This window comes from Vibrio sp. VPAP30, from assembly GCF_001188205.1.
Classification (GTDB): Bacteria; Pseudomonadota; Gammaproteobacteria; order Enterobacterales; family Vibrionaceae; genus Vibrio; species Vibrio bivalvicida.
Window position 1 is genome coordinate 44,656 of record NZ_LBLS01000016.1, and the last position, 19,458, is coordinate 64,113.

Consider the following 19,458-nt stretch of genomic DNA (forward strand, 5'->3'; position numbering starts at 1 on the left):
AGCCCTTAACTCCCGCTGTTCTGCTTGACGGCAGAATCGGTAATATCAACTACAGGAATGGCGTTCATCTGCCACTTCCAGCTCGCTGTAGTGGTTTCTACAGGAATCATTTCAATACAGTCTGTTGGGCAAGGAGCAACACATAAATCACACCCAGTACATTCGTCCTTAATCACGGTATGAAGTGCTTTTGTTCCACCAACAATGGCATCGACAGGGCAGGCTTGAATACACTTGGTACAGCCAATACACATATCTTCATGGATAAAGGCGACGGTTTTGACTGCGTTTTCAAGATCGTGTGCAGAGTCGGTGGCCTCAACGCCCATTAAATCGGCAAGCTTTTCTATAGTAGCTTGACCTCCCGGTGGACATTTATTGATATCATCGCCGTTTGCGATAGCTTCAGCGTATGGGCGACAACCTGGATAACCACACTGGCCACACTGAGTTTGGGGCAAAATACTGTCTATTTGATCAACGATTGGGTCTGCTTCGACCTTAAAACGGATGGATGCAAAACCCAAGATCGCGCCAAAGATAGCAGCGAGCACGGCTATGGCGATAATTGCGATTACTATTGAGCTCATTACAGTTTCACCAAACCAGTAAAGCCCATGAATGCTAGAGACATTAATCCAGCGGTAATCATCGCAATTGATGCGCCTTTGAATGGCATAGGTACGTCAGCAGCGGCAAGGCGTTCGCGCATAGATGCAAATAACACCAGCACCAATGAAAAGCCAACAGCCGCGCCGAAACCATAAATGATCGATTCGATAAAGTTATGATTTTCATTGATGTTAAGTAGCGCAACACCTAGAACAGCACAGTTAGTGGTGATAAGGGGAAGGAAAATACCCAGTAGGCGATACAGAGTCGGGCTGGTTTTATGTACTACCATCTCTGTAAATTGAACGACTACCGCGATCACCAGAATAAAACTCATGGTGCGCAAATATTGCAGGTTGAGCGGATCTAAAATGTAGTTCTCTACGAGATACGCGCACACGGAGGCTAAGGTCAAAACGAACGTTGTCGCTAACCCCATCCCGATAGCGGTTTCTAGTTTTTTAGACACACCCATAAATGGACATAAGCCCAGAAACTTCACCAGTACAAAGTTATTGACCAGCACAGTGCCGACCAACAACAAAAGATATTCGGTCATAGTTATATAATTTAGAAATTCCGATCCCGACATTATCCTGCTTTGCTTGTTCAATAACAACCAAGGAAAGATAAGGTTTTATATTGTTGAATAAAAATTATACGAGATTGTGCTAAAAAAGTTGAATAAATACGACTTAGTAAAGGAAAACTGGCATTTAGATTTTGCCTAGTGAATGTTTGGGGTAGGAGAGAGAAAAGAGCAACACTAGGTTGCTCTTTGGATTTGGGTTATTCCATTGTGATGTGTTCAAGCAAGACCTTGGCGTTAACCCCAATTAAGTATGGTCCAGTTCGACTGGTTCGCGTGTGCTTTTAAACGAGGGCATGGATTGACCAAATACGCGTAATCAGCGTATTGGCACAGTGGTAAGTCATTGATTGAGTCAGTGAAAAAATGCAGTTCAGAATACGACTCTGAACATTCTTTTAACCACTGCCTTAAGCGAGTGACTTTGCCTTCACGATAACTTGGTACACCTTGTATCTTGGCGGTGTAATGACCTGCCTCTGAAACGAGATCGATACCAAGTGCGGTGTGAATGCCTAAGTGACGCCCCACCGCTTCAACTAAGAAAGTCACACTGGCAGAGATAATCAGCATATCAATACCATCACGAGATAGTTGCTCGATTAAGGTTTTAGACTGAGGAAACTGTTTATCTAGAATACGAGTTTTTACACATTCTTCTACCAACAGATTAACCTGTTCAACAGGCATGTCAGCTAACGGTGTCATAGAGAAGGTTAAGTAGTCTTCCATATCTAACTTACCTTCGGCATACAAACTCATCAAACGTAGATCTTCTTCGATGAAGTTCGACTCAGTCGCGATACCCTTGTCAACCATAAACTCATTCCAAATCATTGCACAATCGGCATTGATTAAGGTCTCGTCTAGATCGAAGACGTACAAAGGTTTGGACATGTTCACACTCTTTTTAGATTTGAAAAATGCCTGCGAAACTAGCAGCACAGCGTTTCGGTATTATGACAGCTTAGGGATAGTCGCCTTTAATATCCTTTAAAAAAGCCACCATCTAACAAAATGTTTTGACCTGTCATATGATTGCTTAATGGACCAAGTAATCCAGTGACGGCATCAACAACATCTTGAACGGATGCGTATTTTTTTAGTGGGATATTGCTTGTTTCTTCAGCCATTTGCTGTTCAAAACTCACACCGTTGAGTTCGGCTTTAGCGTGCATTTTATTGGTATAGCTTTCAGTCATCACGCCTCCGAGCGAGAGCGTATTGACTGAGATACCTTGCGCACCTAACACGAGAGCCATGGTTTTGGCTTGCCCCAACCAGGCAGAGCGAAGGCAATTGTTGGTACTGTAATGAGAAAGCGCATTTTTGCTGCTTAAGCCTGAAACTAGCACGATTTTAGCACCCTGATTGAGTCGCTGATTTTCTACCAAGTATTTCATTAAGCTTAATGGACGGATAAAGAAATCTTGGTAGAGGGCTTGCCACACATCACTATCTGGAAACAGTTCTTGCGAAGGTGGAATCCTTGGGATAATAAAAACAATTTGGTCTAGCTTATCAAATGCGGATATCTCTGCAGCTGCTTGCTCGATACTATCGTCACAGCTGAAGTCCAAGCGTACAGATTGACAAGGTATTTGAGTCGTTGAACATAGCTTGCTCAACTTCTCGCTATTTCTTCCGGTAACAATAAGCTTACCAGTAATTGACTGAGCGATAGCGCTGCCCATCCCACTTGTGGCACAGGTGATTAAGGTCGTCTTCAAGTTCAGATTCCTCTGGAAATTAAATGCATTAAGTTATCTTGATAGTGATTACTCACTTTAAGCTCGTATTCTTTTCCTTTTATCCAAATCGTCACAATATGGTGGTCTTTACTTGTTTTAATATCGACGTTTTCACTGCTGTCGAACAACGATTTATGTACTAGTGTAGAACGATTGAGACGAACGAAAGGAATAGGGAATGACTGCTCTAGGTCGGTTAGAGAGCATTTTATTTTAGTTGATAGACCCGACTTATAAATGATTTCAGAGTAAGGGTGCTTGTAGGTAACTAGGGTAACGTCTTCGTTGACTGCGAAAGCGCGTTTATTACCGTTAATGATTTTATGTATGTTGTTCAGGCTTTGTTGCTCGAGTGAGGCATCTAACTTTTCTATCGGTTGTTGGTGCTCGACACTATTTTTACTTGTTAGCAGTGACTTAATGGCAACGCTGAATGCGCAAAGCAATAGTATTTCAGCCAAAACCACTAACCCCAAAACAAAATTGGTTATTTCACCTAATAACGAGCGTTGACCCCGAGCTAAGTAGTAGCTAACAACGGCAAGCTGTTTACTTGCGATGGTAATAGGTATCGAGCCGGTGTGTAGAGTTACATTGGCAGCATTTGCGGTTAATTTTGGGATCGAAGCTCCTTTTGTACAGTGTTCTGATACGTCGCGGTCATCTGCTGAAAAGCTACTAACCGTGACCTGTATACACATGTTAGCGTTGGTGTTTGATTGTTCATAAGCAGCCAAGAAATTTTTAAGACTAGATCTAATGCCATGTATATTAAAGGTGTATACATCATCAAGGAACGAGTCTGTTTTGGTCCACGCCACTACCAGTGCGCTAGCAAGCATATGGTTAGGTGCTTGTTTTTTTACTATGTAGAAGTAACTAGCCGCAAATAGAGCTTGGCTGCAAAATAACAATATTCCAACGAGCAAAAGAATGTGTGATGTAGCGAAGCGCCTATTCATCATTTGAGGTCTCACTGAAGTACAGAGTCGCTACTTTTTGATTACCGCGCGCTGTCACTTCATATAGGTACATCGGCTTTTTATTATGACCTGTGTTGTTTATATCAATGTATTGACCATCGATAGCTGTTTTGTAGTTTGAGCTTTTTAACGCGTTGAGAGCGTCTATTTTGTGTTTAAGGGATGATAATTCTGTTATCTCGCTTTCAATGAGTTGAATTAGGTCAAAAGAGTAAGCGCTCAGGAAAGAGGTATATTCGAAAGGACAGTAAGCACTTGCATATGATTTAAATAACTCCTTGTTTGGGCCTTTTACTTTTCCATCCCAATTTTTTAAGAACCTCAAGGTAATATTTGGAGAGACTTCTTCGATGATGTCGTAGAACTCCTGCCTTCCACCAATTGAGTCAGGACCTAACATGGTTATATTTTTGATATTAGTCGTTGCCAGTTCATGATAGAAGGAGGCGATGTAAGGGTTAAACAGAGGGGCGAAGATAGTGTCACCAGTGTTGATCTGTTGGGCAATTTCTTTTTGAGAGTCAAAGGTAAACTGATGAGTTATTGTGTCGATGTCCGGACGTTTTGCCAAGACTAAACGGAGGAATTCACTTGCCACTTCGACTGAGTATTGACTTGATTGAGACATCACAATATGCAAGGTTTTGGTATCGGTTTGCTCTAAATAGTATTCAGCAAGGAGCTGCGCTTGGTAGAGATTCGAAGGCATTATAGATAAGCCAAACTGAGTATCCTGAATGACATCCATTGCTGTTGCTGAAGTAATAAAAGGTATTTCGGCTTGAGTGAGGAAACTCGCAGCGGCTTCTGCTTCTTTAGATATCAGTGGGAGCACCGCGATATCTACATCTCGTTCAATCAGTTTCATTGCGGCTTGCGCACTACCGCTAGCAGAGCGGTTGTTTTCGACAAATATAATGTCTATATCTTTGGCTTTATTACCCAAAGTATCTGTGGTGCTTTTCAAAATACACATTTTCTCTGTATTTGACTTTGAGCTGTTCTTCGAAGTATGACCGACAACAATCCCAATTTTATATTTGTCACTGTCAGCGTGTGCACAAAAAGCAAGCAATAATAAAAGTGAAACACATACCTTGTTGCATATTGTCTTGGTGTTTTTGACGGTGAATTTAATAAAACTCATCCACGTATCCCCGTATTTAGTTAAACTAAAATTTTTATTTAATTAAGCTTATGTTTTTGTTTTAAAAGACTATTTGTTCTGTTTTGATATCTTTTTATTTTTTTTATTAATATCAGGGATGATTATAATTGAACTTATTGTTAACTGAAATATCATTAGGTGGAGCGATAGGTTTGTTTGATTGATAATTAACCCAGTCTTCAGTGGGTTTGGTTACTATATTTTCCAAACATGAATAGAATATGAGAGTGTTTATCGAAACTCTATGCTGAATAAAAGTTGAACAATGCTGATAGATGCTGATGGAGTCAGTAACTAGTGACTATTTTACATGTGGACGAAATTTGCCCATATTGCTACGGAATAATAAAAACACGTCTGGCTAGGGCGTTATACTGGGTAAGTCATTCTCAGTGAATAGAAAAGCCCGAACAATGTTCGGGCTATTTCTTATTAGTCGAGGTGCTTGTATGACTAAATCGAGCTGTAAGTGACCATGCGAGAGAGCACTTTTGATTACAGTGCTGGTCAAGCATTATTGAGTTTTGATCACCGTAACACGGTACTTTCCATCAAGGCAGTTGATCAGTTGCAACTTTCCTAGGCTTGAGTCAATAAATTGATTGATGGCATAAAGTGAATTTGTTTCATAGAAGTCACAGGTGACCTCGAACAAATTAAGCCATTCACTGTCCTTAACGAGCGTTCGTAATGCGTCATCGACTCGCTCACTCAGCGCAACATAGCAAGGCTCAACTATGGCATCTAAGTATTGTGTTAAGCCCTCAAGCTCCATCATCTCGGAAACATGTACCACTTGTGCTAAGGCGTTGTCTTTATTGTTGCTAAGCAACAGCCAGTTTGAACCTTCTCCTATCATCACCTGTTTATCCAAACCTAAGTAGTCATGTGGTGACGTCGTTTCGCTAGGTTGCTCATCGATCCCCCCCAGCAGGATCTGCGTTTCTCTACCTAGGCTTAATTTCGCATCAGATAGGCGCAGTGCGTTTTCGACCACAAAGCCGTGATGTGACAAATTTAAGTTTGTGCTATCGAGACCAAGGAATTTGCTGATGTAAAAGCCTGCTGTATTGCTCAATGAGTTAATAAAGTCGACCGGTTTCGGAGGGGTTTTATCAATATATCGCTGTTGACAAGAGCGATTAAATACAGACAGATCGCCCTGACCGGAGACAAGATACAGAGCCGTATTGCTAGGTAATTCTGTTATACCTGATACCCCAAGAATACCCAGTTGAATGAAGCGATCAGTTCGTCGGATATAGTTTGCTGCGACTTTTTTACACGTCTGCTTAATATCAACCGCCGGATCTCGGTGAACATAAAATGACGAGACTTGATGGATATACATTATAGCGCCTTCTTTTCGATCACAAAGGCGTTATTGTTGCCGCCAAAGCCAAAACAATTCACTAAAAAGGTGCCATGTTCACAAGGAACAGGCACTTGAGTCGGCGCCCAAATCATTTCAGGGTCAAGCGTTGAAAAGTTGGGTGTTGGTGGAATAAAACCATGGTCTATTGCATTCATCATTAACACTAATTCGCTTGTTCCGCAGCTACCTAGCGTATGGCCGATGTAAGGTTTGAGAGAGAAAAATGGAGGCGGTGTTTCAAAGATTGATTTCATGCCATTAATTTCAGCTAAATCACTGAGATAACTTGCTGTACCGTGCGCTTTAATAGCGGAAATATGTTGGCAAGTCACCTTGGCATTATCGAGCGCCTGACTGATTACCTTAGCAATACCAGAACCATCAGGGTTAACACCTGTGACGCTATGAGTTTCACAGCGGCTATCTCCCCCAAGAAAATGCCAAGGGGAGGATTTTACATCACTTCGGCTCATTAATACCACACTCAGAGATTCACCTAGTAATAGGCCATTTCGGTTGGCATCAAATGGTTTGCTACTCTCAGGTGCCAAAAGCTGCATAGAGACAAAACCTTCAATCGAGTGCTCGGCAAACGTTTCAATCCCGACCACGAGCGCATAATCGACCACTTGGCTCTCAAGCATGGTCGCGGCATCTAAAAGAGCGTTTGAACTCGAAGTGCAGGCGGTATTGTAAGTGAGGCTAAAATCACTTAGACCAAAGTGGTGGCTTAAGCGTGCAGCGTATCGGCCATTTCCTACCCTTTGGTTTTCTATTAATAGGGTCTGTCGCTGCTTAATACTTTCACCAAGAGGGACAGAGAGGGAAAGATCATTCGAAGCGCAACCAACAAATAACCCACATCGAGCACGCTGCTCAACATCGATAGAACACTGCTCAAAAACGGAGTCGATTAATCCAGTCAAGTGCGGAACAGGGTCGAATAGGGCATCGAAACTGCCTTCGTTGCGTATTGCATAGTAAGGAATCGTCCTTTGCTCTTCAAAAATAGCGATTGTTTTGTTTTGAGCAAAAAACTCTCCTTTACGTAAGGCTTCAATTTGCTGCTGATTATTGCCCAACGCACCGAGAACCTCACCAGCTAGTAAAGTTATCATGACGTTACTCAGGTTGAAGGTGATCGGCGAGATGGTTGATGGTTGTGACAACCCGGCGGAACTCTTTTGGGTCGACTAAGCGTAAGTTAAAGTGGCGTTGAAGAAGCATCGAAATCTGCAAACCATCTACAGAGTCAAATTCAAGCTCACTTTCAGGAGAAAAGAGCATGACATCGTCAGATAGCTCAGATGGATCAATTTCGTCACGATCGCACTCTTCAAGAATCAATGTTTTTAGTTTTAGTTTAAATTCGTTGTCTAAAGAGCCTTTCATGCTTCTTTCCTTTTTTTAAATGTGAATACAACGGCTGCTAGACTAAGTGACACAACACCAAAGAGGGCTAAGGCTGCTGCTTCTGGAACGATGTCGTGCACACTGCCACCACGCAAGAAAATATCTAGGAACCCTTCAAGCCCCCAGGACATAGGAGAGATATTACTCAGAGTCTGCATAGATTCTGGCATCACAACCTTTGGAACCATTACCCCACCGATCGCCCCTAAGAGAATATTAATAATCCCACCTATGGTAGTTGCTTGCTCAACACTATCTACGGCGCTGGCAATTAAAATAGACAGACCTATAGCAGAGATACTCAATGCTAGGGAGACGATGAGTAGGCCCAAAATCGAACCAGAAATAGTAAGTGGTGCAGCGCCAAAATACGGCACTATATAGACACCAACCGCAATCATTAACCAGACTTGAACTTGATTGATCAACATATACGGGATGATTTTTCCAGCAAATAAGTTGGGGATGCTGACGTTCATCGTCATAAGGCGTCTTAGCGTGTTTTGCTTTTTCTCGTTAATAAAGATGGTCGACATCGGAATGACGACGAAAAATAAGCCAAACACTATCCATGAAGGAACACTTTGCTGAGTTGATGTCGGTTTTTCATTGTCGGCAAACTTAGCATACTTCACATCAACAAGAGCATCTTCGAAAGGTTTGACCTTACCATTGCCTGCTAAATTTGACTGAGCTTGCTTCGCTGCATGGAGAGATTCGAGCTGAGTAGTCATCCAGATAAGTGACAACTGGTTTTTGAAAAGGCTTAACATAGATGGGGATGTATCGGCGGCAACCGTCAAATTGATGGGGGCTTGAGCGCTTTCAAATCCGACTGGTATATCAAGGATAAATTGAACCCCTTCCTCTTCCGGCGAGCGGTAGCTATCTTGGTTGTATTCGTGTTGCGAAAAAGAGGGAGTTTCTGCAAGTTGGGTCAATAAAGTTTGACTTGCTTGGCTCTGATCGCGATCAACCGCGATAAAATTCATCAGAGATTTGTCTTCATTCATCACATCCTTCAAGGCGATAGACATGATCAAAATAAACACGCAAGGCATTATAAACAGAGCGGCTAATGCGTGCTTGTCTCGACTGATCAGTAAAAACTCTTTAGTCAGCATTGCCTTAAACATCACATCGCTCCTTAGAAGTTAGCTGAATAAACATCGACTCTAAGGTAGTGGTTCCGTAACGGATATGCTTAGCTTTTAGTTGTTCTTGTTCTAGCTTGTTAAGAACGGAGGCGACAACCGAGGCTTCTGTGGTGTTAATTAGTAGCGTTTCGTTGTCAATAATTTGCACCATGTCGTGCAGATCAAACAGGCCCTTAATGGGCTGAGTTTGGGGGTAGAGTTCCACGACCACTTGTTGCGACTCATGATTGTTGACCATCTCGTCTATGGTGCCTTGCTTGACGATTTTTCCGGCGTTAATAATCGCAACTTCATCGCAGATTTTTTCGATCTCAGGCATATAGTGAGAGGTATAGATGATGGTTTTATTGTCGTTGGCGTACTCTTTAATACTGTCGAGAATGTCGTTGCGAGATTCAGGATCAATACCGACGGTGGGCTCGTCAAAAAACAGCACATCAGGGTTATTTAGCAACCCAATAGCAATATTTAACCGACGTTTTTGCCCTCCAGACAGCGTCGATGCTTTGCGCTCTAACATAGACGACAATCGATTTGTTTCAACGGCATAGGCAAAATTGCGACTAAAACTCTTACCTTTAATACCCTGAATACCGGCGAAAAAATTCAAGTTTTCTTTCACCGTTAAGTGTTCGTAAAAAGCGAGACTTTGAGGAATTAACGAACAACGCTGACGGATGGCTTTAAGGTTGTTTGATAAAGGCTGGTCGAAGAAGGTGATGTTGCCAGAATCATAACTTAACAAGCCATTCAATATAGACATAAGCGTGGTTTTACCTGCGCCATTTGGTCCAAGTAAACCGAAAATTGAGTTAGAAGGGACCGTAAGAGATAAATTATCTAACGCTTTGACGTCATTGTATGATTTGGATAAGGCCTTTATTTGGATCATTAAAAGGCTCTCAGAAGTGATTGATAAAGTTGTTTTTCTTGGTCTGCAATAGACTCAAGTTTGTTGGCAATAGCAGAGAAATCGATCGCTTGTTTGTTTCTAGGACGGATCGACTTGGCAATCAGTAGGGCGAACTCACGCCACTCATCACCAATTTTAGTCATTTCAGTCGACGCTTTGGCTAGTTTGTCGTTAGCAATTAGCGCGGCAGATTCTTGCAAAAAAGATGCGTAAATGTATCTAAACCCTGCTCCGCCAGTGCCGATTTCTTCTTGCATGCGGATGATATGCCCTAAAAATAATTTGGCATAATGTACGTCTTTGCTTTCTAGCCTGCGGATATGCTTGGCTAGAAAGTGCATACCTTTAAGCCCCGCAATCGGAACTGGGGTTTTTAGCATAGATTTGGCGGTTTTCTTGATGCTTTTTTCGATGACTTTAGGGTAATCGATCGATGCTGGTACGTGGGTCGGATAGTACAATGCTCCTTTCGGCGCCATGACTCCCTTAACAAAACGTGCTTTTTGCAGAGCACTTTCATCGGATGAAACAAGATGCTCGAACACTGGATCACTGATGGTATAGGTTTTGTTTTGTTTACCAACCACAATGAGATTGTGAGCATTAAAATGGAAACGCATTTCCTCAGGGAAATACGGAAGCCAAAACACCGAGGTTTGTGCGCCGACGACTTTACCTTGTGTTAACAAAGAGTCGAGTCTTTTTGTGCCATGTTCTGGTTTGGAAAATGTTTCTACTTTCATTTTCACCCCCAATGCTTTCTGCACGCCTTTTATAATCGATTTAGGCATGGAGCGATAGGCGATGAGTGGCATTCCACTGAGTTTGACAAAAGGAAGATAGGCGAAAGTAAGCGCACCCGATAAGCCGAATACCATTGGCTCCGACAAAGGCAAGCCTTGGTGGGTTAACATTGATGACATAACGCCACTTTCGCAGTGCGCATGGTGTTGGTGAGAGAAGCCATTATTGCTCATGCTTGACCTCCTCTAGATTAAGCTTCGGTAGGGTAACAAGTTGCTCAACACTAATACCTAGCGCCTCGCTATACTGGTTGAGTTTGTTTGCAGAAAGTTTGGCAAAAACACCTGGGTTCATATGGCGTTTGACCCGCCATTGAAACCAGCCTACTGATTGAGCGAGTACCATGAGGTCCATTCGTTGTGCATACATATGATAATAAAGCGGAGATTTCTGACCTTTTTTGACCAGTTCATAAGCCGCACAAGCTTGGCGTTCAAATTCATTCAGCGCTTGTTTAGTAACAAGCTCTTCAGCTTCCCAACCAGAAGAGGTTACCACTGAATACTCACCAGATTCACTGGTTGCATATACCGCTTTGCTGTTATTGGCGTAAGTAGAAGACTGATCTTGGGGTACTTTTTTAACTTCCATTACACCACCTTAAGCTGCATAAATGCAGTAGAGAATCGCCCACTTTCGGGGACGTAACACAACAAGGTGTCGCCAACTTTCAATTGTTCAGAATGAAACAATTCTTCCAAAATAATATAGATGGACGCAGAACCTGTATTCCCCTTAGACGACAAGTTGGTAAACCAACGTTTTTGGGGGATATCACATTCAGCTTCCAGCATGCCTTGATACAAACGATCGCGGAAATAACCAGAAGAGTAGTGCGGTAGGAAATAAGTGACCTCATTCGGGTCCACTTTGCCACATTCAATCAGCTCTTTTAGTGGGCGTGTAACTGTGTATTCGACAATGTTATCGTTTAACTGTTTTACGTCTTGTTTAACGGAGAAAATCGATTGTTCTAACCATGCCTGAGTGGGGTACTCTCTCCAGCCTTTTAGCTTTCCATCTGATTGTTTTTCTGCTCCAGCATACATACAGGCGTCCAGCTCGTTGGCATAAGACTTTTGTTCAATCCACTCGATTTCTAGTGAAATACCCGTTTCATTTTTCTCGGTACTTAGCAACGCAGCACCTGCGCCATCGCTCAGCATCCAACGTAAAAAGTCTTTTTCAAAAGCTATTTCTGGCTGGCGTTCCAACTCTTCTAACTTACCTGATACTTCTGCTTCAAATTGGTTTGCACGCATCATCGCTGAGGCGTTCTCTGAACCTGTAACAACGGCGTTTTGGCTCTGGCCACTTAAGACAGACATATAACCGTATTTTAATGACATTGTGCCTGCTAAACAGATTCCCGCCATCGCGACGACTTCACAACTTGGGATAGCTAATTCGCCATGTACCATTAACGCATGATTTGGTAGTAGTTGATCCGCGATAGTCGTGCCACAAGCTAATAGCTCGATTTGGTTGATATCAAAGCTGTTTGAGTTGAGTTTTCGTATCGCTTCAGCGGTAAGTTGGGTGTTGTTATGTGTTGTACTGCCAGTTTCAGGATCAATCGCATAGTAACGCTGCTTGATCTGATTCGAACGTAGTATAAGATTTTTGGCTCTCGAAGGACGCTCGCCAACTTGTCCTAACACGTCTTCTATTTGCTTATTATCTACCGCTTCATTTGGCAAAAAAGCTTGGACATCGTTTATATATACTCTTTTGTTCATGTTATCGCCCAGACGGTTTTTCATAGTATTCAGTGCTTTTCTCAATCGATTTCTTCATCAGAGGAGAGATAAGCTTTTTAGCCAGTAAATTAATAGGAACCAGAGTGAAAATCATCGTAATTAGGAACAGTACGTAAATAGTAATTACAACTTTACGAGAAAAGGCACCGGGTTGACCTGAACGCTGAATTAACTTTCCCCATATCATAAAGGAGCGGGTGGCTATTTTTTCAGATCCGATTAATTTGCCGTTGACTTTGACGGCATTCAAGTTTGTTAGTAAGGGTCTTGCTTCTTTTTCTAAGTTTTGAGACAAAGCCGATACTAGACGTGTTCCGAATCGAGCGCTCTCTGTAATATCTTGCTTAGAAACACCTGCTGCTGGAAATACCCAGAACGGGTCTTTTTTGCCTGTTAGCATCCAGCGCGGGGTGGTGACAAACGAATAAATAGTGCCACTTTGATCAGTCAAAACCGCGTTATCTATTAAATGACCACCACAATCCTTGATTAAGGATTTCATTTTTTCTTGAGCCATAACCCACATATCGCGACAGGCAATAAGCGTCACAACAGGTTTATCTTTTAATAATTGCTTCGCTTGGTCTGTTTTTAGAAAGCCAGTAATAGGTGTTGCGGGGGCTAAAAACCAAACAGTGTAACCGATAATAATTAAGTCATAGTCATCGGATAAATGCGGAGCTGGCTTTAGTTCACAACCATTCATATAGATTGCTTCAGGGAAAGCATCAAAAAATGAGTAAAACGTCCATGGATACGGATAAGGTTTGACAGGCTCCAAGATGTGATAATCAACTTGTATTTCATCACTTTGATTAAGTGGTTCTGTGGCGGATTTTACAAACTGAGAAAGCTGCCCACTTTGAGAGTAAGAAATGACTAGAACTTTTTTCATAACAAGACTTAGATTGGTTATTGGCTAGCAATTGATTTAAATGGTAGAACGATATCGCGGATATAATGCGCAAGGTTATCATTAACTCACGAAAATGTGTGAAAATATACGTTTAATTGCGACTCTAAGAGGCTGTACTCACTCTCGCAAACTAAATCCTCTTTTTAACGTTATCCCAGCACTCGCTTAAGCCATAAGGTTGAGTTCGGTACGCAGAAGTTGTGTAGCGTTTAGATACGAAAAAGCTGTGTCTTACGACACGGATCTTTCTAAACCTGGCTCTCTCGGTTGGCACTCAACGCGGGAGTTAGCTCTGAGACATTTGCTTGGAACAAGCAAGTAGCAGCTAAAACTCAACCTTTCGATTGAGCTTATTCTGGTTTTGGCTTCGCTCTGTCGGGAGTCAACGCGGGCGGCTAGCTCTGAGACATTTGCTTGGAACAAGCAAGTCGTAGTTAAAACGAAAAAAGCTCAACCTTTCGGCTGAGCTTTTTTCCAAATTTGGCTCCCCCTGCGGGACTCGAACCTGCGACATACGGATTAACAGTCCGCCGTTCTACCAACTGAACTAAGGGGGAATTGCTTTGAGCGAGGCGAATATTAGCGATCAGCTTAGGTAGTGTCAATATGATTAGCGCTATTCTAACCAAAAAAATCACATAAAAAATTCTTTACTTTCCTGAATCCCTTGCCGAATAAGGGGCAGCTTTAGTTATCCACCAATTTTGTGGATAACTATGTGTGTGAAATTTGAGTAAGTCAGAAAAATGTAAAACTTGATGATATTGGAATTTGGCTGAGTTTGACGATTGTGGCTGTAATGTGTTGTTGCGCAACGAATTATATAGGTATTTTTCGCTGACTCAAGGAAGTGGAAGAAATCTAAATATTGTGGATTAAAGTTATTTTCTAGCGAAAATGTGAATAAGCTGTGAGTTAAACTGAGCTTGTTTTAAAGGTAGATCTCTAGCAGGGCGGAAGATAATATCAGGATTAAAGATGATGATCTAGCGGTAAAATGCCACTTTATATAAAACAGAGATTAATTTTTTCGTTAAAGCTTGAGTCTGTATATATATACAGCCACAATAGAGCTTCCTCTTTATGACTAGACAGAGATGAAGTATGAGCAAAGTTTTTGATTTAGTATCTGATTATAAGCCTTCTGGTGATCAGCCGACAGCGATTGAGCAGTTGCTTGATGGCCTTGACTCTGGATTAGCCCACCAAACTTTACTTGGTGTTACTGGCTCAGGAAAAACTTTTACGCTTGCTAATGTGATCGCCAGTGCTCAACGACCTGCCATTTTACTTGCACCTAATAAAACTCTAGCAGCTCAGCTTTATGGGGAAATGAAATCTTTCTTTCCTAACAATGCGGTTGAATACTTTGTCTCTTACTACGATTACTATCAGCCTGAAGCTTACGTACCAACTACGGATACTTTTATTGAGAAAGATGCGTCAGTGAATGCTCATATCGAGCAAATGCGTCTGTCCGCGACTAAAGCACTATTAGAACGCAAAGATGCCATCATTGTTGCTTCTGTGTCGGCGATTTACGGTCTGGGTGACCCCGAGTCATATTTACAGATGATGCTACATATTCGTCGTGGTGATGTGATGGACCAGCGCGATATTTTACGTCGACTAGCTGAGCTTCAGTATAGTCGCAATGATGTTGCTTTTGAGCGCGGTCAGTTTCGCGTGCGTGGGGAAGTGATTGATATCTTTCCGGCTGAATCCGATCAAGACGCGGTACGTATCGAGATGTTCGATGATGAAGTGGACTGTATCAGTGTCTTTGATCCTCTCACTGGTGCCGTCAAGCAGCGTGACTTGGCGCGTTATACTATTTATCCCAAAACCCACTATGTTACGCCAAGAGAACGGATCCTTGATGCAATAGAGAAGATTAAAGTCGAGCTAGAAGGGCGTAAGAAGCACCTTCTCGACAACAACAAATTGCTTGAAGAGCAGCGTATTTCGCAACGTACCCAGTTTGATATTGAGATGATGAACGAACTTGGTTTTTGTTCGGGTATCGAAAACTACTCACGCTACTTGAGTGGTCGTAGCGAGGGTGAGCCGCCGCCAACCTTGTTTGATTATCTGCCGCACGATGGTCTACTGATTATCGATGAATCTCATGTCACAGTCCCTCAAATTGGTGCGATGTACAAAGGAGACCGTTCGCGCAAAGAGACGTTGGTGGAATTTGGTTTCCGTCTGCCTTCCGCTTTAGATAACCGTCCGATGAAGTTTGAAGAGTTTGAGTCTATCTCACCTCAGACGATATTCGTCTCGGCCACACCAGGGAACTATGAATTAGAGAAGTCGGAAGGTGAAATCGCAGATCAGGTTGTTCGTCCGACAGGTCTGCTTGATCCTGAACTCGAAGTTCGTCCGGTAGCGACACAGGTTGATGATCTGTTATCAGAAATTCGTATCCGTGCCGCGAAAGATGAACGAGTCTTGGTGACCACATTGACCAAACGTATGGCAGAGGATCTGACCGAATATCTGACAGAGCATGATGTCAAAGTTCGTTACTTACACTCGGATATCGATACCGTTGAAAGGGTTGAGATCATCCGTGATTTGCGTTTGGGTGAGTTTGATGTACTGGTCGGTATCAACTTATTACGAGAAGGCTTAGATATGCCAGAGGTTTCCTTGGTGGCGATTCTTGATGCTGACAAAGAAGGCTTCCTACGTTCAGAGCGGTCGCTTATTCAGACCATTGGTCGTGCGGCTCGTAATATATCGGGTAAAGCGATTTTGTACGCCGATAGAGTCACAAAATCGATGGAAAAGGCGATGGGTGAGACAGAACGTCGTCGCGAAAAGCAACAAGCTTACAATCAAAAGATCGGCATTGAACCACAGGCACTTAAGCGTAATGTCAAAGACATTATGGAGTTAGGTGACATCACGAAGAGCAAAAAACAGCGTGCAAGCAAAACAGTACCGCTGTCTAAAGTGGCTGAGCCATCTCAGAGCTACGATGTAATGACACCTCAGCAGCTAGATAAAGAGATCAGCAAGCTTGAAGCGCAAATGTATCAACACGCTCAAGATCTTGAGTTTGAATTAGCGGCGCAAAAGCGGGATGAAATCGATAAGCTGCGTAAACAGTTTATCGTCAATAGTTAGTGGCCTAGACTTAAGACAAAAAAATAGCCAGCAGAAACTGGGTTCTACTGGCTGTAATTTGTGAATACTAAGTTCACTAACAACGTCAGTTGGCTAGGTGACCCGTAAGGGTCAATAGGTATTTTGCATATAGCGTGCCAAATTATATTGCTGGTAAAATGCGTACTTCATCACCATATTCAGGAGTTTTTTGTCTTTTAAATTGCATAATGCAAAGCGCAATGCGACTATTTATATAAATGCGAAGAATGCCTTGGCTAGGTTATGCAATATAATACACAAGCAAAAAACTCAAAGTATTTGTTGATGGTAGAAGATACTGCTTCTGTTGCGGCGTTGTATCGTTCTTATCTGACACCTCTACAAATTGATATCAATATCGTCGGTACGGGCCGTGATGCAATTGATAGTCTCAATTTCAGAACGCCTGATCTAATCCTGCTTGATCTGCGTCTACCTGATATGACAGGTATGGACGTATTGCACGCGGTCAAAGAAAAGAACCCTGACGTCCCTGTCATCTTTATGACGGCACATGGCTCGATTGATACCGCCGTTGAAGCGATGCGCCATGGTGCGCAAGATTTTCTTATTAAACCCTGTGAAGCTGACCGACTTCGTGTAACGGTTAATAACGCCTTACGCAAAGCGAACAAGCTGAAAAACGACGGAGGTAATTCAGGAAGTCAGGGCTATCAAGGTTTTATCGGTAGTAGCCAAACGATGCAAGCGGTTTATAGAACCATTGACTCTGCAGCGACGAGTAAAGCGAGTATCTTTATCACCGGAGAAAGTGGCACGGGTAAAGAGGTCTGTGCGGAAGCCATTCATGCCACAAGTAAACGTGGTGACAAACCTTTTATTGCCATTAACTGTGCTGCGATTCCAAAAGATTTGATTGAGAGTGAGCTGTTTGGCCACGTTAAAGGGGCCTTTACTGGAGCCGCTACCGATCGGCAGGGTGCCGCTGAATTGGCCGATGGAGGTACACTTTTCTTAGATGAATTGTGTGAAATGGATCTGGATTTGCAAACCAAACTGTTACGCTTTATTCAGACTGGTACTTTTCAAAAAGTTGGCTCATCGAAAATGAAGAATGTCGATGTGCGATTTGTTTGTGCGACCAATAAGGATCCTTGGAAAGAAGTTGAACAAGGGCGCTTTAGAGAAGATCTGTACTATCGTTTGTATGTAATCCCGCTTCACCTACCACCTTTAAGAGATCGAGGTGATGATATTATTGAGATTGCCTACTCATTATTAGGTTTTATGTCTAAGGAAGAAGGTAAAGATTTTATTCGCTTAGCACCAGAGGTTGTTGAGCGTTTCTCGCGCTATGAGTGGCCGGGTAATGTGCGTCAACTTCAAAACGTTTTGCGGAATGTGGTGGTATTGAATAACGGCCGTGAGATTGACTTAGCGATGTTGCCACCACCACTTAATCAACCTTCAAAAAATGAAATTCGAGTGGCACGACCGCAGAGTGAAACTGTCACAGTACAAGATATTTTCCCCCTGTGGCTGACAGAGAAGAATGCGATTGAACAAGCCATTAAGGCCTGTGATGGCAATATACCGAAAGCAGCAGGCTATTTAGACGTTAGCCCATCTACAATATATAGAAAGCTGCAAGCTTGGAATGCGAAGGAAGTGCAATAGTGGATATACTAGATCAAAGCAAAATCGACAGGCTTGCCAGTGAAATCGGAGAAGAAAATGTTCCGGTGTTGCTCGAGATATTTTTAGGTGAGCTGCAAATGTATATCAACAAGCTTTCTCAAATAGACGGTGCTGAGCAAGAGCAGTATTTAAAAGAGATCAGTCACGCGCTAAAAAGCAGTGCCGCAAGTTTTGGTGCTGAGGCACTGCGCGCTTATTCGGTTGAGGTGGATTCATGTGCGAAGTTGGGTGTTGCACTCGACTCCGAGAGTAACAAGCAACAAATGTTATCTCTACTGGGCGAAACCCAACAGAGATACCAACAATTATTTGATCAGTAACCACTCGATAGCTTGTTGTAGCTTTGCCCGATCATGACGCCAGTCACGATTGGGTGAGGCCAGCGGCGTCGTAACACAGTTCCAACCGTCTAACTCAGGGTGGGGAGCTTCTCCCAGAACCACATCGATCTTTCGCCCTTGGCAAGAGCGTTCACACCATTCTAATTTTTCTTGTAACGTCATTTGCCCTGCAGGTCCAAACTCAGGTGAAAGGTTCTCGACAAAAACGAGTTTCGCGGTGCGGTTATTGGCTATCGCTCTGCCTACTTCTGGCAGCAAGAGCGGTGGCATAATACTGGTAAGAAAACTACCTGGACCAAGAACAATGGCATCGGCTTCTTCAATCGCGATGACCCCTTCCTTGGTCGCAGGGACCTCTGGTTCGAGATCCAATCGAATCAACTTTTCGGGCATTTCATCGACATTGGTCTCACCCGTAACCCAGCGTCCGTCTGGAGCCAGTGCCTTTAAGTCTGACGGGTGTTCTGACATCGGGATGATATTGACATCAACTTTCAGCATATTGCGGATCAGGTTTGTTGCGTCAAGAGGTCGAACCGAGAGGTTATCAAGGGCGGTAAGCATCAAGTTGCCGAGGTTGTGTCCATCGAGTTCTCCGGCGCCTTTAAACCGATATTCAAACATCATCGAGCTAATGGATGGGTCAGTGATGAGCTGATTGATACAGTTGCGCGTATCGCCCCAAGCGATGCCACCTTGGCAGTTGCGAATGCGTCCTGTAGAGCCACCGTTATCTGTTGTAGCAACAATACCTGTTGCGTTTGAGCCAAAATCTTTCAATGCTGCAAGCATACGTCCAAGGCCATGGCCTCCACCGACCGCGACCACTTTTTTGCTAGCGTAAATTGTCATGCTGAGCTT

General features: G+C 43.0%; 19 protein-coding genes and 1 tRNA gene. 3 read left to right on the forward strand and 17 right to left on the reverse strand.

What is annotated here, in order from left to right; genetic code table 11:
- Nucleotides 1–5 precede the first annotated feature (5 nt).
- The 16 genes from rsxB to ZX61_RS04450 form a co-directional block, all read right to left on the reverse strand.
- The gene (gene rsxB / locus ZX61_RS04375) at nt 6–590 is read right to left on the reverse strand and encodes an electron transport complex subunit RsxB (RefSeq protein ID WP_049843495.1); all 585 of its coding nucleotides are present in this window, start codon (nt 588–590) and stop codon (nt 6–8) included.
- A complete protein-coding gene (gene rsxA / locus ZX61_RS04380; RefSeq protein ID WP_004748403.1) occupies nt 590–1,171 on the reverse strand; it encodes an electron transport complex subunit RsxA in 582 nt (193 codons plus the stop codon). The genes rsxB and rsxA overlap by 1 nt, the downstream gene beginning before the upstream one ends.
- 267 nt (nt 1,172–1,438) lie before the next feature.
- Complete coding sequence (locus ZX61_RS04385) at nt 1,439–2,098, reverse strand: HAD family hydrolase (protein WP_049843496.1); 660 nt, start codon at nt 2,096–2,098, stop codon at nt 1,439–1,441.
- An 86-nt stretch (nt 2,099–2,184) separates the two neighbouring features.
- Nucleotides 2,185–2,931 carry an SDR family oxidoreductase gene (locus ZX61_RS04390; protein ID WP_049843497.1) on the reverse strand — a complete coding sequence of 249 codons (747 nt, stop codon included), beginning with the start codon at nt 2,929–2,931 and terminating at the stop codon, nt 2,185–2,187.
- 2 nt (nt 2,932–2,933) lie between these two features.
- The gene (locus tag ZX61_RS04395; protein WP_049843498.1) at nt 2,934–3,917 is read right to left on the reverse strand and encodes a hypothetical protein; all 984 of its coding nucleotides are present in this window, start codon (nt 3,915–3,917) and stop codon (nt 2,934–2,936) included.
- Complete coding sequence (locus tag ZX61_RS04400) at nt 3,907–5,082, reverse strand: ABC transporter substrate-binding protein (protein WP_049843499.1); 1,176 nt, start codon at nt 5,080–5,082, stop codon at nt 3,907–3,909. The genes ZX61_RS04395 and ZX61_RS04400 overlap by 11 nt, the downstream gene beginning before the upstream one ends.
- Nucleotides 5,083–5,617: 535 nt before the next feature.
- A complete protein-coding gene (locus ZX61_RS04405) occupies nt 5,618–6,454 on the reverse strand; it encodes a hypothetical protein (RefSeq protein WP_049843500.1) in 837 nt (278 codons plus the stop codon).
- Entirely contained in the window at nt 6,454–7,596 is a 1,143-nt protein-coding gene (locus ZX61_RS04410) for a beta-ketoacyl synthase N-terminal-like domain-containing protein (RefSeq protein WP_049843501.1), read from the reverse strand. Before ZX61_RS04410 ends, ZX61_RS04405 begins: the two co-directional genes overlap by 1 nt.
- Nucleotides 7,597–7,600: 4 nt before the next feature.
- Nucleotides 7,601–7,870: an acyl carrier protein gene (locus ZX61_RS04415; protein WP_049843502.1), complete on the reverse strand. Its 270-nt coding sequence runs from the start codon at nt 7,868–7,870 to the stop codon at nt 7,601–7,603.
- Nucleotides 7,867–9,027 (reverse strand): ABC transporter permease, encoded by a 1,161-nt coding sequence (locus ZX61_RS04420; RefSeq protein WP_049843503.1) that lies wholly within the window; start codon nt 9,025–9,027, stop codon nt 7,867–7,869. The genes ZX61_RS04415 and ZX61_RS04420 overlap by 4 nt, the downstream gene beginning before the upstream one ends.
- Nucleotides 9,020–9,940: an ABC transporter ATP-binding protein gene (locus ZX61_RS04425; protein ID WP_049843504.1), complete on the reverse strand. Its 921-nt coding sequence runs from the start codon at nt 9,938–9,940 to the stop codon at nt 9,020–9,022. Before ZX61_RS04425 ends, ZX61_RS04420 begins: the two co-directional genes overlap by 8 nt.
- Entirely contained in the window at nt 9,940–10,938 is a 999-nt protein-coding gene (locus ZX61_RS04430) for a BtrH N-terminal domain-containing protein (RefSeq protein WP_049843505.1), read from the reverse strand. Before ZX61_RS04430 ends, ZX61_RS04425 begins: the two co-directional genes overlap by 1 nt.
- Entirely contained in the window at nt 10,928–11,356 is a 429-nt protein-coding gene (locus tag ZX61_RS04435) for a hypothetical protein (RefSeq protein ID WP_049843506.1), read from the reverse strand. Before ZX61_RS04435 ends, ZX61_RS04430 begins: the two co-directional genes overlap by 11 nt.
- Entirely contained in the window at nt 11,356–12,504 is a 1,149-nt protein-coding gene (locus tag ZX61_RS04440; protein ID WP_049843788.1) for a beta-ketoacyl-ACP synthase III, read from the reverse strand. The genes ZX61_RS04435 and ZX61_RS04440 overlap by 1 nt, the downstream gene beginning before the upstream one ends.
- 1 nt (nt 12,505) lies before the next feature.
- Nucleotides 12,506–13,420 (reverse strand): flavodoxin family protein, encoded by a 915-nt coding sequence (locus ZX61_RS04445; RefSeq protein ID WP_049843507.1) that lies wholly within the window; start codon nt 13,418–13,420, stop codon nt 12,506–12,508.
- 502 nt (nt 13,421–13,922) lie between these two features.
- Nucleotides 13,923–13,998: transfer RNA gene (locus ZX61_RS04450), tRNA-Asn, on the reverse strand.
- A gap of 547 nt (nt 13,999–14,545) precedes the next feature.
- On the opposite strand from ZX61_RS04450, the gene uvrB reads away from it, so the two are divergent.
- From uvrB to luxU, 3 genes are all read left to right on the forward strand, one after another.
- Nucleotides 14,546–16,576, forward strand: coding sequence for an excinuclease ABC subunit UvrB (gene uvrB / locus ZX61_RS04455; protein ID WP_049843508.1), 2,031 nt, complete (start codon nt 14,546–14,548; stop codon nt 16,574–16,576).
- Between the two features lie 264 nt (nt 16,577–16,840).
- Nucleotides 16,841–18,235, forward strand: coding sequence for a quorum-sensing sigma-54 dependent transcriptional regulator LuxO (luxO, locus tag ZX61_RS04460; RefSeq protein WP_049843509.1), 1,395 nt, complete (start codon nt 16,841–16,843; stop codon nt 18,233–18,235).
- Nucleotides 18,235–18,576 (forward strand): quorum-sensing phosphorelay protein LuxU, encoded by a 342-nt coding sequence (gene luxU, locus ZX61_RS04465; RefSeq protein ID WP_049843510.1) that lies wholly within the window; start codon nt 18,235–18,237, stop codon nt 18,574–18,576. The genes luxO and luxU overlap by 1 nt, the downstream gene beginning before the upstream one ends.
- On the opposite strand, the gene ZX61_RS04470 is transcribed toward luxU, so the two are convergent.
- Nucleotides 18,562–19,449, reverse strand: a complete 888-nt coding sequence (locus ZX61_RS04470; RefSeq protein WP_049843511.1) for a YvcK family protein — start codon at nt 19,447–19,449, stop codon at nt 18,562–18,564. The genes luxU and ZX61_RS04470 overlap by 15 nt on opposite strands.
- Nucleotides 19,450–19,458: the final 9 nt, after the last annotated feature.

Bases quoted from the DNA above. Each gene is read 5' to 3' on its own strand.
- rsxB (WP_049843495.1), bottom strand. From the start codon at position 590: ATGAGCTCAATAGTAATCGCAATTATCGCCATAGCCGTGCTCGCTGCT.
- rsxA (WP_004748403.1), bottom strand. From the start codon at position 1,171: ATGACCGAATATCTTTTGTTGTTGGTCGGCACTGTGCTGGTCAATAAC.
- ZX61_RS04385 (WP_049843496.1), bottom strand. From the start codon at position 2,098: ATGTCCAAACCTTTGTACGTCTTCGATCTAGACGAGACCTTAATCAAT.
- ZX61_RS04395 (WP_049843498.1), bottom strand. From the start codon at position 3,917: ATGATGAATAGGCGCTTCGCTACATCACACATTCTTTTGCTCGTTGGA.
- ZX61_RS04400 (WP_049843499.1), bottom strand. From the start codon at position 5,082: ATGAGTTTTATTAAATTCACCGTCAAAAACACCAAGACAATATGCAAC.
- ZX61_RS04405 (WP_049843500.1), bottom strand. From the start codon at position 6,454: ATGTATATCCATCAAGTCTCGTCATTTTATGTTCACCGAGATCCGGCG.
- ZX61_RS04410 (WP_049843501.1), bottom strand. From the start codon at position 7,596: ATGATAACTTTACTAGCTGGTGAGGTTCTCGGTGCGTTGGGCAATAAT.
- ZX61_RS04415 (WP_049843502.1), bottom strand. From the start codon at position 7,870: ATGAAAGGCTCTTTAGACAACGAATTTAAACTAAAACTAAAAACATTG.
- ZX61_RS04420 (WP_049843503.1), bottom strand. From the start codon at position 9,027: ATGTTTAAGGCAATGCTGACTAAAGAGTTTTTACTGATCAGTCGAGAC.
- ZX61_RS04425 (WP_049843504.1), bottom strand. From the start codon at position 9,940: ATGATCCAAATAAAGGCCTTATCCAAATCATACAATGACGTCAAAGCG.
- ZX61_RS04430 (WP_049843505.1), bottom strand. From the start codon at position 10,938: ATGAGCAATAATGGCTTCTCTCACCAACACCATGCGCACTGCGAAAGT.
- ZX61_RS04435 (WP_049843506.1), bottom strand. From the start codon at position 11,356: ATGGAAGTTAAAAAAGTACCCCAAGATCAGTCTTCTACTTACGCCAAT.
- ZX61_RS04440 (WP_049843788.1), bottom strand. From the start codon at position 12,504: ATGAACAAAAGAGTATATATAAACGATGTCCAAGCTTTTTTGCCAAAT.
- ZX61_RS04445 (WP_049843507.1), bottom strand. From the start codon at position 13,420: ATGAAAAAAGTTCTAGTCATTTCTTACTCTCAAAGTGGGCAGCTTTCT.
- uvrB (WP_049843508.1), top strand. From the start codon at position 14,546: ATGAGCAAAGTTTTTGATTTAGTATCTGATTATAAGCCTTCTGGTGAT.
- luxO (WP_049843509.1), top strand. From the start codon at position 16,841: ATGCAATATAATACACAAGCAAAAAACTCAAAGTATTTGTTGATGGTA.
- ZX61_RS04470 (WP_049843511.1), bottom strand. From the start codon at position 19,449: ATGACAATTTACGCTAGCAAAAAAGTGGTCGCGGTCGGTGGAGGCCAT.